Raw genomic sequence first — 15,646 nt, 5'->3', positions numbered from 1 at the left:
CGACACGGAATCCTTTTGACTGACCAGTCAGTAAGCACGTGTAACGAATGACTCTCGGCCACCTCCTGACGAGACCCCCTCCGCTCCCCGAACCACCCGCACCACCAGTCGAGGTGGCTGTCTGATGGGCGTCCGCCAGCAGATAGAACGCCTCTTCAAGGGCCCGGAGGAGTTCGACCTCACGTCCGGCAGCATCGGCAAACCCCTCTTCTACCTCTCGCTGCCCATCGTCATCACCAACCTCTTCCAGACCGCGTACAACCTCGCCGACACGTTCTGGCTCGGGCAGTACAACACCGACGCGCTCGCCGCGATCAGCTTCGCGTTCCCGATGGTCTTCCTCCTCATCTCCGTCGGGCTGGGCGTCTCCGTCGCCGGGAGCGTCCTCGTCGCCCAGTTCACGGGCGCGGGCGAGGAGCGCGAAGCCGAGTACGCCGCCTCCCAGACCGTCACGTTCGCCGCCATCATCTCCGTCGTGCTCGGCGTCGTCGGCTACGTCTTCGTCGACGACTTCCTCTCCGTGATGGGGGCGTCCGCCGACGTGCTCCCGCTCGCCACCAGCTACATGGAAGTCATCTCGCTCGGCCTCCTCTTCATGTTCGGGTTCGCCGTCTTCATCTCCCTCATGCGGGGGTACGGCGACACCATCACGCCGATGGTCGTCATGTTCGGGAGCGTCGTCCTCAACATCGTCCTCGACCCCTTCCTCATCTTCGGCTGGACGGTCGTCGAGAACGCCCCCGTCGTCGGCACGCTCGCGTTCCCCGAACTCGGCATCCAGGGCGCCGCCATCGCCACCGTGTTCTCCCGCGCGCTCGCGCTCGTCGTCGGCCTCGCCATCATGTTCCGCGGCCGCCGCGGCGTCCAGATCAACCTCCGCGACATGGCGCCCGACCTCGACTACCTCCGCCGGCTCGTCCGCATCGGCGGCCCCGCCTCTATCGAGGGGAGCGGGCGCGCCATCTCGATGAACCTCCTCCTGTTCATCGTCGCGTTCTTCCCCGACGCGGTCGTCGCCGCGTACGGCGTCGGCACCCGCGTGTTCTCCGTCATTTTCCTCCCCGCTATCGCCATCTCGCGCGGGGTCGAAACGATGACTGGACAGAATATCGGTGCCGGCAATCCCGACCGCGCCGCCACCGCCGCCGACCTCGCGAGCAAGGTGTTGTTCGTCGTGCTCGCGCTCGCCGGTCTCGTCGTGTTCGCGTTCCCCGAACCCATCATCTCCGCGTTCGTCGGGGCCGACCAGGCGGACGCCGCCCAGGTCGTCGCCGTCGGCGCGGAGTTCCTCCGGTACGTCGCGCTCACGTTCGGCTTCATCGGCGTGACGCAGGCGTACGTCGGGAGCTTCCGCGGCGCCGGCAAAACGCTCACCGCGGCCGTCATCTCCGTGGTGATTCTCGGGTTCGTTCGCTTCCCCATCGCGTGGATCGCGTCCGGCCCGCTCGGCGAGACCGGTATCTGGGTCGCGTTCGCCGTCTCGAACGTCCTCGGCGGCGTCCTCGCCTACGCGTGGTACAAGCGCGGCACGTGGCGGGACGCCGACCTCACCGAGGAGCGCGTCGACGCCGAGGAAGTCGTCGGGACTGACGACTAACCGGTGTCGACGAACGTCGCGTCCGCGGACGTCTTCCCCTGATTGAACGAGAGGATTTTCGCGCGGATGACGTCACCCTCTTGCACGGAGTCCGGCACGTCCTCGGTGAACACCACGAACCCCTCGACCTTCCCGACGGCGACGCGCTCGCCGGAGTGGTGGTCGGTGAACTCCGCGATACCGAACTCGTACGCCTCGCCGAGTTCCACAGGTGGCTCGCGCTCCTGTGCAGCCTCGTGCGCGCGCCGGGACTCCCGTTCGTCTGCGGACGACCGCCGCCACAGGAAGACAGCCGTGCCGCCGACCAACACCACGCCGACCGCACCGAGTGTGATGAGTGTCGTCGTCTCCATACTCGGGCGTCGACGGCCGCGACGATAACTCCGGCGACCGGCGCGCGGTGGACACCTTTTCGATGGTGGCGGGCGTACTCGATGCATGACCGACTTCCGCGGCGTCTGGGACGAATCGGCTGTCGCCGAGTTCCTCACGGATACGGCCGTCCCGCTCCGCCTGACGACCCACCGCCCCGACGGCACGCTCTGGACGGTCGCGCTCTGGTACGAGTACGACAACGGCGTGTTCGCGTGCGCGACCGGCGCGGACGCCGACCTCGTGCGGTTCCTCCGGGGGGACTCACACGTCGCGTTCGACGTGTCGGTGAACGACCCGCCGTATCGGGGCGTCCGCGGAAACGGCACCGTCACCGTCGACCCCGACGACGGGAAGCAACTGCTCCGCTCGCTCCTCGAACGCTACCTCGGCGGAACGGACTCCGCGCTCGCCGGGCGATTGCTGGACGACGACCGCGAGGAGGTGCGGATCGAACTCCGTCCCGACGAACTCTACAGCTGGGACTACAGCCAGCGGATGAAGTGACCGGCTACTCCGCAGCAGCTTTCAGAAATTGGGGGACGATGAGCAGCTCTACAACAGCCAGCACGAACAGCATCGTCTGCACGATTCCCTCGGCGAAGGTGAACGCGATTACGAAGAGGACGACTGCGGAACTCGCACCCATGCCGTACCGAACGAGCGGGCTCTGGAGGGCAGATGCCATACGCGAGCACTCTCCCCGCTCGAAAAAGAGCGTTCCGATACACACCGTGCCCGTACACACGAGCCGGCCGACGCACCCGCCAGCAACTCAAAAAACACCCGTGTGAGTATAGTTATAAGATATAGCTATAAAACATAGTTACAGAGTGTAGTTATGAGGGTGTGGATACGGTTCGGTTGCGGACTCGAACACGCGAAGAACAGCGGACACAGTGGTGTGGTGGTCGAGTGCCGAGGCTACTCCAGGTCGTATCCCCACTCGCGGAGCACGTCCGCGATGAGGTCGGGATTGCGCTGCGCGACTACCATCGCCGCCTCCCGATAGTCCGACTTGTACACCTTCTCGTCGAGTACGTCCTCCAGTTCCGCCTGCAAGTCGTCCTCGCCCGCGACGACTTCCTCTCGGAGGAAGTACGGAACCTGCTCGCGTCCCTCGTTCACCTTGTCCCGGCGGAGTTTATACGGAATCGAACTCATCGACGGCCGGTCGTCCGCCTCGCTCTCCGACCCCACCGTGTCCGCCGTTCTCGACGCCGCCGATTCATTCTCTGTCTCCGGCTGCTCGACCGCTTCGGACTCGCTCTGTCCGTCCGCCACGTCTTCGTCGACCTCCTCGTCGTCGAGGCCGGCGTCCCGCGACCCCGATTTGAGTCCCATTACGCGGTCACCCCCTCGGGCGTGTCGAGTCCAGCCTCCCGTTCGAGGTAGCGAGCGAGCTCCTCGAACTGTTCTATGGTTTCGAGCTCGTACTCCCGCTCTCGCTCCCGGTGTTCTTCGATATAGCGGAATGGACTACATTGCTGTTTCCAGCACCCCTCCATCAGCGAACTCCGCTCTCCGATGACGACCGGTACCGGGAACCCCTGCACCCGGAGATCTTCCAGAATCTCCCGCTGGTCGCGCGTGTTCTTGAACCCAAGTGGAAGGACGGCGAGCACGCCCACGTCGACGCCGATATTCTCCTCCAGGCCGTCCACCAGGTCGTCCAGGCCCTCGATGGACTCCTGGCCTTTCGCGGTCGCTTCGAACGGGATCACGACGTTCCGAACTGCGACCAGCGCGTTGTACAGGATCGGCCCAGCCTTCCCCGCGGTGTCGACGATGACCACGTCGTACTCGTCGCGCACGTTCGCGTCCTTGAGCACGCGGTGAAGCTGATGGTACATGCTGAACGACTCGCCGAGCCGCTCGGCCTGCTGTTTCTCGTTGAGCAGGAACTCGTGGACGTCCTCGAGCATGTTGTGCGACGGCACGAGGTCGACGCCCGCCTCGACGGTCTGCGTGAGGTCGGCGAAGTCGCCCTTCGGGCGGCCGACGAGGTGGCGGACGAGGTTGTCCGCGTCCGGGTCGCCCCGGTCGTAGTCCGGCCCGAAGAAGTACGTCAGACTTCCGTTCTGCGTGTCCATGTCTATCGCGAGAACGTCCTGGCCGTTCCGCGCGTGACTGACTGCGAGTGTCGCGGCGGTCGTGGTCTTTCCCACGCCGCCCGCCTCCGACACTGGGGTGTACGTCAGCATACACGGGGGGACACACGCATCACTGATAAAGATAGGTCACAACCAACAGCCACAATATACAGCTATACCATATAGCTATACTCTATAACTATACTTTATGGGCGTAGGGTACCGCTCGCTTCCCCCGCTATACCCCTTACAGACCGCTCCCTCCTCACTATACGGAATTTCTATACACTCCGACTATACTTACTGACTATACGATTCACCTATAAGATATAGCTATACTCTATCGGTCTTCGGGTTCCGACCGCCGATGGCCAACGGCGATCCGAGCCGGCGGTTTGGCTGTCCGTGACCGTCGGTACGTGTCGTCGAGCGTCCGAGTGAGTCTTCTCGCCCCGGTTCTATTTCCTCAGAGGTAGCGCTCGAAGATGTCCGCGAACTCCGCGCGAACGAGGTCGCGCATTGCGTCCGCACGCGCCTGTCGCCGCGAGCGCTCGTCGAGGTAGTTCCGCTCCGAGACCGACGGATCACGACTCCCTTGGGAGGCGGCGACGGCTGCCGTCCCGGCCTCGATGTCCGGGCGCTGCCGGCGGTACAGCCGATACCACGTCCGCCGCCCCATCTTCGGCAGTGGCGGCTCGCCCGCCACCGACACGTCCGCGCGCTCCCCGAGCGACCGGAACCACCGACGCGCCGTCTCCGTCGATATCCCGTCCGACTCCCCCGGCAGCAGATACCCGCTCCACTCCTCGGCGTCCGCGAACCTGGCCACTCGCTCCCGAACCGCGTCCACGCCGACTAACAACTCCACCGTATTCCGGGTGCGTCGCGCGTTCTTCCGCTCACCGGCCGCGAACTCGACGTACGGCACGTCCCCCTCCGGGGGGCTCAACACGAGCTGGTCGACGTGGAGCTCGCAGGCCTCCACCGGCCGCAACCCCCAGCCCGCAAGCGCCAACAGGAGGAAGCGTTCGTCGGGGTTCGCGACCGCGAGCAAGGCCTGCACGTCCTCCCGGGACAGCGCCGGATGGTCGTAGAGCGGATCCTCGTCCCACCCGAACCGGTTCAGAATGCTCGCCGCCGGATTGTACAGTCCGCGCCCCATCTCCTCGAGGAACGTATACCAGTTTTTCACCGCAGAGACGTACTTCTTCTTCGAGGCAAGCGTCCCCAACTCCTCGTCGAGCACGCGGAACGTATCTCGGACGCGCGCGATCTCCTCGGGCTTCGCCGTCTCGTCCAGCAGCGGCGAGAGCAGGTCGCTCGTGTCGTTCACGTCCCGGTACGTGGTGGCGTACGTCCGGAGGCGCGAGCGCCGCGGCCCGACCGTTGTCGCCGCACGCCCCCGGTCGCGTTCGAGTTCTTCCAGGTAGTCCTCCAGCCCGCGCACCGTGGGGTCGTGGTCGAGTCCCCACTCGTCGTCCTCGCCGGGGTTTGGCGGGAGGCCGACCTCGTCGTAGAACGCGCCCGGCGAAAGCCCGTGGTCGCGCCGCAGTCGCTCGACGAACCCCGAGTAGTTCGCTTTCAGCCACGCGTAGGGCGGCGTCTCCCGGTCGGGGTTCACGTCGCAGGCGGGGTCGTCGCGGAGCGCGGGAACGACGGTCTCGCGATAGAACGCGGCGAAGTCGTCGAGCCCGTCGAAGCGAGCGTACCGGGGCATACTCAGCGCTCCCGGATCCGGTCGCCTCGCAGCGCAGCGCCGACCACGGTCTCGTTCACGACTCCGTTCATACTCGCAGATACGGACTCGGTACGCATTATCGTTCCCCTCCCGGCGACTCAGTCTTCGGGTTCGGAGTTCGGCAGACCGCGGCGAAACCCGTCGCGATGACGGAGGCGGCTCGTGCTCGCGCCGGCCGCCGCACGCAGCGAGCACGACGACTGCAATGACGGCCAGTACGCCGACTGTCCGCGTGTACATTGGGGCAGCTGTCGGATCGGGCTCCGGCGCTAGTTCTACGGGCTCTCGCGTGTTAGCAGTAGTTGACGATACGGTTTCTTTATTCAGAGTACTGGGTGAAACAGCCGGTTAGTTCAGGGAAGAGAATGAGTGCTAACAACGACCAAATAAGTTATACGTACATATATTCTACCTTCGATATGGTTAGATTCAAACCCCTGCTTGCCGCTGGCTTTTTTCCGGCTCTTGGGGTGGCGATCACTCAATTAATACAGCTATCATTCATCAAATCTGCTGTGGCGAACATAGTTATAGAGATGCTCTTCGTAGGAGCAATCACGTATGTTGGGGTCAAAACTGTCGAACGATCTGTGGATCCACAGTAACTCACACTCACGTGGGCATCGGCTACTTCGAACCCAATACCACCGCTGTATTCTAAACTCAATTGTCGCAACGTACGCATACCTACTTACCGATTCAGCCGTTTCAGGCACCTTTCTGAATAAAGAAATCGCGCTAGCAACTACTGTTAGCTAGAGCGGGTGCGAGCGAACCGCTCGTGATACGTCGATTTGCGTTGCTATCACATCGATCGCACAGACTCACCGGATTTCGACCGCGGTCGACCGTCGCTTCGGACGGTGGGGGAGACCGAGGCGGTCGCGTTCGAGGGGGCCGTCGTTGGTTGAGGAGTCTGGTCGTCATCGGTGTCGCTTTGGCGCTCGGGTAGTCTAAGGGTGTAGTTCTGGGCGGATAGCGACTAAATATAACGTAGAGTATAATTTTTGGTGTATTGTTGTCCCACCCAGACAACCAAACAACACGCCATATCGGCCAAAACCCCCGGAATAGGCGTAAACTACATACCACTATACAGAAATCGCCAGCTCAGCAGTTCAGAAGTTCGGAGGGTACGTCCGTACAAAACGACAGTGAATCAATACTAATCCCGTTCTGAATGGGGTTATATCTGCTGACCTCAATTCTATTCCGGTATACTGTCAGAAACCACGCAGAAACAGCTACCAGATTCTCAGGTCAGAGGCTCCCGTACTGGTTCGCGTCTCTACTGATCGGCTGTTCCACGCCAACTCCAGCTACGGCGAACCCATCCCGATGTGGTGCGGCATTTCGTTAAGTACAGCGTTTCTACCGATCAGAGTACAATCTTGGCGTCGGTAAGGAACTCCTGCTTCGCTCGTTTGGCTTCTGATCCTTCCGAAACGAGACCAGGTGTCGATGCCTCGTCATCGAACCGGTCTGGATTCGGGGAGAGAGACTCGAGTATCTCCGCGAATGTCGCTCCTTGTCTGCCTGTGATGTGGACGAATCCTCCGTATCGACGCTGCTTGAACAGAGTCGTCTCTGGGTCTGGGAACGCTTCGCGAATACAATCGACGTTCTCGCGAAGGTATTCCGCAGCTTTGTGCTGTGAGTACTGACAGTCAGCGTAGAATTGTTTTTGGTCGTGCTCGTCGAGCTCGGATTCGACGTGCTTGGCGGACTCGTAGCGAACTGCGTCGGAGCTGATCTCACCGGTGGGAAAACTGAGGTTCACAGTGATACACTCCGGATATCGCAGAATCACCAAAAAGAAAATGTGCTCGTCGACGGTGTAGCGCTCCTGCAAGCGATAATAGCAGTCCAGATAATACGCTGCGAGTGCCCCGATCCAGTCGTCACGCTCGCCGTCGAGGTACGCGGTTGCAACATCGTAGTAGTCTTCGCCAGCGACCTGTTGCAAGCGGTGCTTGAAGCTCTGTCTCATCTCGGCCAGTTCATCCTCATAGACTTCCGTTAACGGCACGTCCGGGTCATCGAGTAACTTGCTTTTTCGCTCGCCAGCGGCCGCAATCCGCATCATATTGTCGTGGACGGAGCGCTCTGCGTCCACGTCTGGGAGCGGAATGCGAACAGCCTGGTGGCGCAGAATTTCTGACCCAGATTCCATCCGCTCTCGCCAATCAGTCATAGACCGATGACTGCTCGCTCACAGATATTAATCATTCGAAGCCACGCAGTCAACTACCCCGCCCTACTCGCGCTGACGCGCTCGTTGAGGACGGGGCTTGTCCGTGAACTCGGCCTCGAACCGATCAGGGTAGGCGGTAAATCCGCGCTTCGGCGTCACTGTTCCAGACTTGAGGGCAAGTTGAAGACGCACAAGAGACGGATTGCGTCTCGACGCAGTCGAGAGGTTCTTTCGACCCATACGCACACCTATCTAACGGCTATTCCAGCGAGTCAAATGTTGGAACGATAGGGTTTCAACAGGGCCGTCTCCATCTAATCAAAAGGCCGAACCCGTACAGAAGCTACCGTTTTACTCGTGGCCTTTTGGTTTAGTCGCTTCCGCGCTCCCCTGTTCAGAAAGGTCAACAGTTTCGCTTGCCGAGGCGGCCTGTTTTTTCTCTTTCACTCGTTGTTCAATCGATGCCTGCATCTCACGCATAAACTCGTCCACCGTGTTACCCATGAGGATGACTGGCCGGCCAGCGGTGAACAGTTCAGTTAGAACCTGTTCCGGGTCCGCATTCTGACTGTGGCACTCGGTCGGAACATCGACGTTTTCGGCGAACGCACGTGTGTTAGCTCCACCGACATGAGCTTCCTCGATTAACTCTCGCTCGAATAGCAACTCGATATATTGAGCAAATGACGCTGTACGCCCTCGCCGGTCTCGCCGGAGGTACACGAACGGGGTGATACATTCGTCATCGGCGAGCACCCGTCGAACCATCTCAGTACTTTCGACGTCGTTCACCTCGGCAGCGTTGAAGATGCGTCCGTCTTCAAGTTCTATCCACGTCGGTTGGATCGCACTGAGGAACGATTCGATCTCCTCGGCTGGAAGTGGCGATTCGCCAACAACATCTAACACCGCATTGACTGCGTGAATCGTTTCAGAACCGATTAGCCCTTCGTGTTCGTCGGGAATATCAACCTGCTCGATAGTCCCTCCGCGACGGTCGATCTCTTTTCGCATATATTCGTGCAACACCGGGTGTTGCTCACCGCTCACGACGTGTGTTCCCGCCGGAACCGACCGCGCAAACGCACGTGCGAGGTCTGTTCGAGTCTTCCCGAGGGTATCTGTGTGGTCCTGGCGGACGTTTGTCAACACGATGATGTCCGGGTTGGTCAGACGCTGATTGAACAGCCGGGTCGTATATTCCGTAATCCCCTGATTCTCGAAGATAGCGACGTCGTCTGGCTCGTACGCATCGAGTTCGGGAACGAACTCGGCGATGAGACTGATATTCTCGTAGAGCGTCGTTCGGGGGCCCCGTCGTTCGATGGGATGGACTTCGCCGTTGTGGATCAGTAGTGGATGATTGCCGGTGATCTTCGTGAGTGTATCGTACCCTCGGCGGTTGAAGATATCGTCGAGCCGTTGGGTGGTTGAGGATTTACCACGGGTTCCCGAGACGACAATCTGGGTATCGATCTGATCGAGAACCTTACGATGTCGAATACCTCTCGTTATTTCATTGACCAGTCCTGTCAAACTCGACGAGCCGACTTCGATTGGCTTCGGGCCGGTCTTCCACTCGTACTCCGCCCCAACCAAGAACATCGGCAGCGCCCCCGCCGCATAGTCGAGGAACTGGTCCGCCGCGGACTGTGCTGCCACTTCCGTCGGGAAGCGATCGGCACTATGCCCCAGTACCCCGTCTGCAGTTTGGAGCCGCCAGACCCAGTTGTTTCGTTCTTCCGGGAGTTCTCCCGTCGGTGTGGCCTCTCGTTCGACGATGATGTCGGGGGCGTCGACGTCGGTGTCTGGGAAGGACTCTTCGTTCCCCGATAGTTCTGTAACAGCGGCGCGAACGAGATCAATTGCTTCGCGAGCTGCTCGGGACGTGTCGTAGTGGCGACTCCCGGTTGCTAGTACCTCCGCTGGGCCCCTAAGACGCCACGACCAGCCGAACCCACGGCCGTAGATCTCGAAGGCGGTCCGACTCATGGTTCACCCCCTTCAGAGAGAACCGACGCAGAGAGAACCTCCTCTTCGCTTGGAGGTGACACGGTATACCAATACGCGATACCCAAGGCAGCCACCCAGAGAACCGCTGCAATCCCCAGGACAGGCAACGTCAGCTCTTGTGGAAACCCACGAGGTTGGGGAGCACTGAACAGTCGAGCGACGATCAATGCGGGGATGAAGACCACGATCTGAAGCGGGACGACGAGGCGGCGCTCGAATGGTGCCGACGCATGCGCGTTGTACGCGCCAACACCTGCCAAAATCGCGGTGAAGAACGCCGACAGCCCTCGCTCAATTGGTACGACAAACGTCAGCGATACTGCGGCGAAGATCGCGACTGCGACAGTCACTCCGAGAAGCACTCGTCCGTACCGGAGTGTGAGGTAGTTCGACAGCTGGATGAAGCCAAACGATAGCGCGAGCAAAAGGACGTACAGGAGTACGAGCCAATAGCTCGCTAGCGCGTAAATCGCGAGGAGGACCGCACCGATGATTCCGACCCGAACACCGAACTGACCCCGGAGCCGTTCAGATAGAACCAGCCCACCAGCGAACAGTCCGGCCACAATCTCTCGAGGGAGGATGACGGGTTCGGGGTCGAGGGACACTGAAACACCTTTGTAGATAGCGACGTCTGCCGTCGAAGAAAAAAGGACTGGGGGCGTCAGCGCACCAAATTCACGCGCATATCCATTGGAAATCAGTACCCAACCGAGCGCAGTGAGAGTAACGAACAACCCGACACTCGCCAAGAGGTCGTTTCGGCGATACTCCGGCTTGATTCGATGGTAATTGTACGCTGCGAGTCCAGGGAGAATACTTCCCAGAAACGCGATTACTCCCACCTCAAGTCCTAATTGCAGAATGAAAAAGAGCGTGACTACTGGAACGGTTGTGCCGATGACCATCGCTGCAATGAGCTCGTCACGACCAAATATCAACGTTCGACGACGGAGGATCCAGAGGCCAACGTACGCGGCTGCTGCGCTCAACACAAAAACGGGGAGCATGACGAAGTTCTTCAAAGAGTACACGGCAAGAATGGGAATGGTGATTGATCCGCCCATACGATACCCGGTGAATTGAGTGATAGCCCCGACGCCTAATAGACCGATCACGGCGACTAGTGTGGCCACCCACATTGTAACGGTCTATCAGCCCATGCATCTTTATACTTTCAATTCTGTATGGTCGCTTACTGGAGAGTTTGCTGTACACGTCCGTACAGTTCGGATTTATTGAAGGGCTTCGCCAGGAAATCGTCCGCGCCTCCCTCGAGCGCTCGAACGATGTCCTCCTCCCGACTCCGTGATGTCAACATAATAACCTGAACGTCCTGCATCCCGTCGTTCTCCCGGATATGGTCTAGAACCGAAAACCCGTCCATCTCTGGCATCATGACGTCGAGAATCACCGCCTTCGGTAATGAATCCGGAGACTCTTCTAAGTACTCCCATGCCTCCCGACCATCGTTTACAGTCTCCACATCGAACTCCTCACTGAGACTAACATCGATCATCTCTCTGATGTCTTCGTCGTCGTCGGCAGCCAGAATTTCCGCAGCCATACCAGCAGCGTATCCGTCCCGTATTCTTATATTGACCGACATACGAAAATCCCCTTGAGTAGTGCGCTTTTTCAGTCGTCAGCGACCTCGATAGCCCACGAGAGTGTCTCGCAAGAAATATTTAACCGGTTAGACAGTCGAATCTCTGTAACTGTGCTCGGTACTACTGACGAACTGGACGATCCACTCCGCGTTCTCTACGTGAACTCCGATCCCGCGTTCGCGGAGTTGGTTCAAACCAAACTCCAACAGACGAGTCCTGAGATCGACTGTGTTTCTGCCGGCGGTATCGACGAAGCACTGCACCGGCTTGCTTCGGATCGGGTCGACTGTATCGTGACGGCGTATTCGCTCGGAGAGTCCGACGGCATCGAGCTCACGGAGTCGATTCGCCAGGAGAACGACGAGATCCCGATACTCCTCTTTACCGGAAAAGGCAGTGAGGATATCGCGAGTGAAGCGACTCGTGCCGGCGTCTCGGACTACATCCCAGTCCGGTCGGAACGTGATAACTTCACACTACTCGCGGCCCGTATTCGAACGCTCACGAGGGCTGCTCACAAACGCACGGAGGTCGAGCAGACGAAACGGCGCTTCCGACGAACGCTCGAACGCGCAACTGACGCGATTTACGCCGTCGACAGCGACTGGCGCATCGAGTATGTAAACGAGAAAATGGCCGAGCGAGTCGACCGTGACCCGGACGCGGTCGTCGGACGAACCATCTGGGAAGAGTTCCCGTCGATCGTCGGAACGGAACTCGAAGACAAGTATCGAACGGCAATGGAGACTGGTGAACCAGTATCGTTCGAACAGCATCTGGAAGAGCCGTTCGACTACTGGATCGAAGTGCGAGCGTTCCCAGATGACGACGGACTGACTGTCTTTTCGCGTGAAATTACTGCCGAGCGAGAGCGGGAACTGAAGCTAGAGCGCAGTGACGCGATTCTGGAGAACATCCACGACGTCGTGTTCGTCCTCGACGAACACGGTGATATCGAGTTCGCGAATACGGCTGCAAAGCGGTTGCTCGCCGGAGATCAGTCGGCCCAGCTCACAGGACAACAGTTCGAAACGGTCGTCGATGACCGCGTTAGCGAGTCCGATATAACGCGATTCTCCCAGGCAGTCGAATCGACGCTCGACGAGATCGAGAGCGATAGTGGGTCGACCGGATTGTACGATGCAGACCTCCAACTCGACGTCGTGGTCGGGACCAGCGAGCGGACATTCGACGTCCGGGTGACGCCGTTCCAGAGTCGAGCGAATCAGCAGGTAGTCGTTGTCGCTCGAGACGTGACCGAAGAAAGCGAGGTGAAGCGTCAATTGGAACGAGAGCGGGACGCACTCCAGGATCTCCAGGCGGTCATGGCAGAAAGCCAGGTCTCGGCCGAGTCACGCCTCGAGAATCTCCTTGAAGTCGGTTGTCAGACGCTCGGACTCGAAATCGGCATCATCTCGCGGATTCAGGACAGCGACTACACGGTCGAAGCAGTTCATGCACCAGAGGCTGATATCGAAGCTGGCGATCAGTTCGATCTCGAATCGACGTACTGTGCTGAAGTCGTCGGCACGGATTCGGTCTGTTCGTTTGCAGACGCCGTTAGCAGCGGGAAAGAGACGCATCCTGCCTACCGTGACTTCGAGTTAGAATCGTACATCGGCGTGCCACTCGTCGTCGATGGCACGCGGTACGGAACCGTCAATTTCTCGAGTCCGACGACGCGGGTCGCGCCGTTCGGAGCGCTCGAACGAACGTTCGTCGAGCTGGTCGCACAACTCGTGAGTACTGAACTCTCACGTAGACGTGACCGTGCCGAACTCGAACGTCAGGGGTTCCTCTTCGACCGCGTTCAGGACATCGCAAACATCGGTATCTGGGAATTCATCCCATCGAGCGGCGAACTCACCTGGTCTGACGGGGTTCGCCAGATTCACGGTGTCGACGAGGACTACGAACCCTCTCTCGACGACGCAATCGAGTTCTACCACCCCGACGACAGAGAGACGATTGCCGCAGCGGTCGACCAGGCAATCCAAGACGGGGAACCCTACGACCTCGACCTCCGAATCGTTCGACCCGACGGCGAGGTGCGTGACGTGCGGGCGTGGGGAGAGTACGTCGAGGACACACCACGGGGCGACCCAGCACTTCGAGGCGTTTTTCAGGACATCACGGAGCGAGAAGCGGAACGCCGTCAGTACCGAGAGCTGGCGGAGGAGTACGAGGCGTTGCTCGAAACGTCCGGGGACGCGATATTCTTGCTTGACGTCGATACCGCTGGTGAGAACCCCTCGTTCGAGTTTGCCCGACTCAGCCCCGGATACGAGGCACAGACAGGACTCTCAACTGAAGAGGTTCGCGGCAAGTCGCCACGAGAGGTGTTCGGCGACGAGCAGGGTGCTGAACTCGAGACCAATTACACTCGCTGCGTCGATCAGGGTGCCCCTGTCTCGTATCGCGAGGAACTCGATATCGGTGACGGTGCTCGGTTCTGGGACACCAGCCTCGCACCAGTAATCGTCGACAACGAGATTGTTCGAGTCGTGGGCATCGCTCGAAACGTCACCGAGCAGGTCGAACGAGAGCGCGAACTCGAGGCGACGAACGAGCGACTGGAATCGCTCATCGGGGCCACGCCACTCACCGTCATGGAGATCGACACCGATGGCAACGTCATCCGTTGGAACGACGAGGCCGAGAATATGTTCGGCTGGTCGCGAGACGAAGTGCTTGGTGAGTTCAATCCGATCGTTCCCGACGAGCAGCAAGAAGAGTTCGCCTCACACAAGCAGCGCGCCTTGCGTGGCGAGCGGATTCGGGCGAAGGAGATACGGCGGGAGACGAAAGACGGAGACGAACTGGACTTGCTCTTGTCGGTCGCGCCGATTACAGGCCCCGACGGAGAGACTACGAGCATCCTTGCCGTCTTGGAGGACATCACCGAACAGAAACGGTTGGAAGCTCGCCTCCGCTCGCTTCAGGACACCGCACAGCAGCTGAGCGGCGCTGAATCAAGCGACGAGATCGGAGCGATTGCCGTCGATGCCGCGGCCGAGATACTCGACCTCGGTGTCACCGGAATCTGGGAATACAACGAGCGAGAGAACGCGCTCGTCCCGATCACGGAAACGTCTGCAGCACGAGACCTGTTTGGCGAGTCTCTTCGATTCACTCCTGGAGACAGCCTTGCTTGGGACGCGTTTGAGTCCGGAGAAACTCAGGTATATGATGATGTCCAGGCCGAGGGGCAATCCCACAGTCCGAACACAGAGATACGGAGCGAGGTTCTCGTCCCACTGGGTGAGTATGGACTCATGTCGACGGGGTCAGTTTCCACGCAGGTCTTTTCTGAGATGGATGTCGACCTGTTCCGGATTCTTGGTGCGACTGTCGAGGCAGCACTCGCACGAGCGAGCAGGGAAGAGGAATTACGCCGACAGAACGAGCGACTCGACCAGTTCGCGAGCGTCGTTGCCCACGACCTTCGGAACCCGCTCTCCGTCGCGATGGGATTCCTCGAAATCGCGGAGGAGACCGGGAAGGCGGAGCACTTCGGAAAAGTAGAATCCGCACACGACCGAATTGAACGGCTCATCGAAGACCTCCTGACGCTGGCTCGTGGGGAGACGACGATCGAGGATGCAGAAGAGATCGACCTCGAGAGTATTACGACGGAGGCGTGGGGATACGTCGATACTGAGGAGGCAACGCTTACAGTTGCAGATGGAGTTCCGGAAGTTACCGGCGACGCAGGGCGGTTGACCCAGCTCTTCGAGAATCTCTTCCGGAACGCAGTCGAGCACGGGGGTGCTGATGTCACGGTGACCGTGGGCGGACTAGACGCGGCCAACGGATTCTACGTTGAGGATACCGGTAGCGGGATTCCCCAAGAGAAGCAGGACGACGTGTTCAAGCATGGCGTCACGTCTAGTGACGGAGGAACTGGCTTCGGGCTCTCGATCGTGGCCGATATTGCGAAGGCACACGGCTGGACGGTTTCGCTGACAGACGGAACCGATGGCGGGGCACGCTTTGAGTTCAAGCGGTCGAAATAGTACGCGTTGTCAG

Annotated in this window: 13 protein-coding genes and 1 pseudogene; 4 read left to right on the top strand and 10 right to left on the bottom strand. The window is 59.8% G+C overall.

The annotated features are described in order from the left end of the window. Positions 1-124 precede the first annotated feature (124 nt). Complete coding sequence (locus tag FQU85_RS00600) at positions 125-1,597, top strand: MATE family efflux transporter (protein WP_145843381.1); 1,473 nt, start codon at positions 125-127, stop codon at positions 1,595-1,597. Here the strand turns inward: FQU85_RS00600 and FQU85_RS00595 are convergent. After that, positions 1,594-1,950 carry a hypothetical protein gene (locus tag FQU85_RS00595; protein WP_145843375.1) on the bottom strand — a complete coding sequence of 119 codons (357 nt, stop codon included), beginning with the start codon at positions 1,948-1,950 and terminating at the stop codon, positions 1,594-1,596. The genes FQU85_RS00600 and FQU85_RS00595 overlap by 4 nt on opposite strands. An 85-nt stretch (positions 1,951-2,035) precedes the next feature. Here FQU85_RS00595 and FQU85_RS00590 point away from each other — a divergent pair, with 85 nt between their 5' ends. Then, positions 2,036-2,476: a pyridoxamine 5'-phosphate oxidase family protein gene (locus FQU85_RS00590; RefSeq protein ID WP_145843367.1), complete on the top strand. Its 441-nt coding sequence runs from the start codon at positions 2,036-2,038 to the stop codon at positions 2,474-2,476. Between the two features lie 4 nt (positions 2,477-2,480). Here FQU85_RS00590 and FQU85_RS13195 read toward each other — a convergent pair whose 3' ends face one another. From FQU85_RS13195 to FQU85_RS00575, 4 genes are all read right to left on the bottom strand, one after another. Next, positions 2,481-2,657, bottom strand: a complete 177-nt coding sequence (locus FQU85_RS13195) for a hypothetical protein (protein WP_168219903.1) — start codon at positions 2,655-2,657, stop codon at positions 2,481-2,483. Positions 2,658-2,893: 236 nt separating this feature from the next. Further along, positions 2,894-3,313 (bottom strand): hypothetical protein, encoded by a 420-nt coding sequence (locus FQU85_RS13190; RefSeq protein WP_168219902.1) that lies wholly within the window; start codon positions 3,311-3,313, stop codon positions 2,894-2,896. Next, a complete protein-coding gene (locus FQU85_RS00580) occupies positions 3,313-4,173 on the bottom strand; it encodes a ParA family protein (protein ID WP_145843360.1) in 861 nt (286 codons plus the stop codon). The genes FQU85_RS13190 and FQU85_RS00580 overlap by 1 nt, the downstream gene beginning before the upstream one ends. 355 nt (positions 4,174-4,528) lie before the next feature. Continuing rightward, positions 4,529-5,779, bottom strand: a complete 1,251-nt coding sequence (locus tag FQU85_RS00575; RefSeq protein ID WP_168219901.1) for a tyrosine-type recombinase/integrase — start codon at positions 5,777-5,779, stop codon at positions 4,529-4,531. Positions 5,780-6,219: 440 nt separating this feature from the next. Between FQU85_RS00575 and FQU85_RS00570 the strand changes: the two genes are divergently transcribed. Further along, on the top strand, positions 6,220-6,405 hold the full coding sequence (locus FQU85_RS00570; protein ID WP_145843344.1) for a hypothetical protein: 186 nt from the start codon (positions 6,220-6,222) through the stop codon (positions 6,403-6,405). Between the two features lie 773 nt (positions 6,406-7,178). On the opposite strand, the gene FQU85_RS00565 is transcribed toward FQU85_RS00570, so the two are convergent. The 5 genes and pseudogenes from FQU85_RS00565 to FQU85_RS00550 form a co-directional block, all read right to left on the bottom strand. After that, the gene (locus FQU85_RS00565) at positions 7,179-7,994 is read right to left on the bottom strand and encodes a hypothetical protein (protein ID WP_145843337.1); all 816 of its coding nucleotides are present in this window, start codon (positions 7,992-7,994) and stop codon (positions 7,179-7,181) included. 63 nt (positions 7,995-8,057) lie between these two features. Then, positions 8,058-8,246: pseudogene (locus FQU85_RS13555) on the bottom strand (RNA-guided endonuclease TnpB family protein); the annotation flags it as partial. A 99-nt stretch (positions 8,247-8,345) separates the two neighbouring features. Further along, positions 8,346-9,986, bottom strand: a complete 1,641-nt coding sequence (locus FQU85_RS00560) for a Mur ligase family protein (protein ID WP_240792386.1) — start codon at positions 9,984-9,986, stop codon at positions 8,346-8,348. Further along, a complete protein-coding gene (locus FQU85_RS00555) occupies positions 9,983-11,149 on the bottom strand; it encodes a poly-gamma-glutamate biosynthesis protein PgsC/CapC (protein ID WP_145843330.1) in 1,167 nt (388 codons plus the stop codon). Before FQU85_RS00555 ends, FQU85_RS00560 begins: the two co-directional genes overlap by 4 nt. A 53-nt stretch (positions 11,150-11,202) precedes the next feature. Continuing rightward, positions 11,203-11,616 (bottom strand): response regulator transcription factor, encoded by a 414-nt coding sequence (locus FQU85_RS00550; protein WP_145843322.1) that lies wholly within the window; start codon positions 11,614-11,616, stop codon positions 11,203-11,205. Positions 11,617-11,727: 111 nt separating this feature from the next. On the opposite strand from FQU85_RS00550, the gene FQU85_RS00545 reads away from it, so the two are divergent. Further along, positions 11,728-15,633 (top strand): PAS domain-containing protein, encoded by a 3,906-nt coding sequence (locus FQU85_RS00545; RefSeq protein WP_145843316.1) that lies wholly within the window; start codon positions 11,728-11,730, stop codon positions 15,631-15,633. The last annotated feature ends 13 nt before the right edge of the window (positions 15,634-15,646 follow it).

The organism is Salarchaeum sp. JOR-1 (genome assembly GCF_007833275.1).
Classification (GTDB): Archaea; Halobacteriota; Halobacteria; order Halobacteriales; family Halobacteriaceae; genus Salarchaeum.
This window is presented reverse-complemented; position numbering and strand designations above follow the sequence as displayed.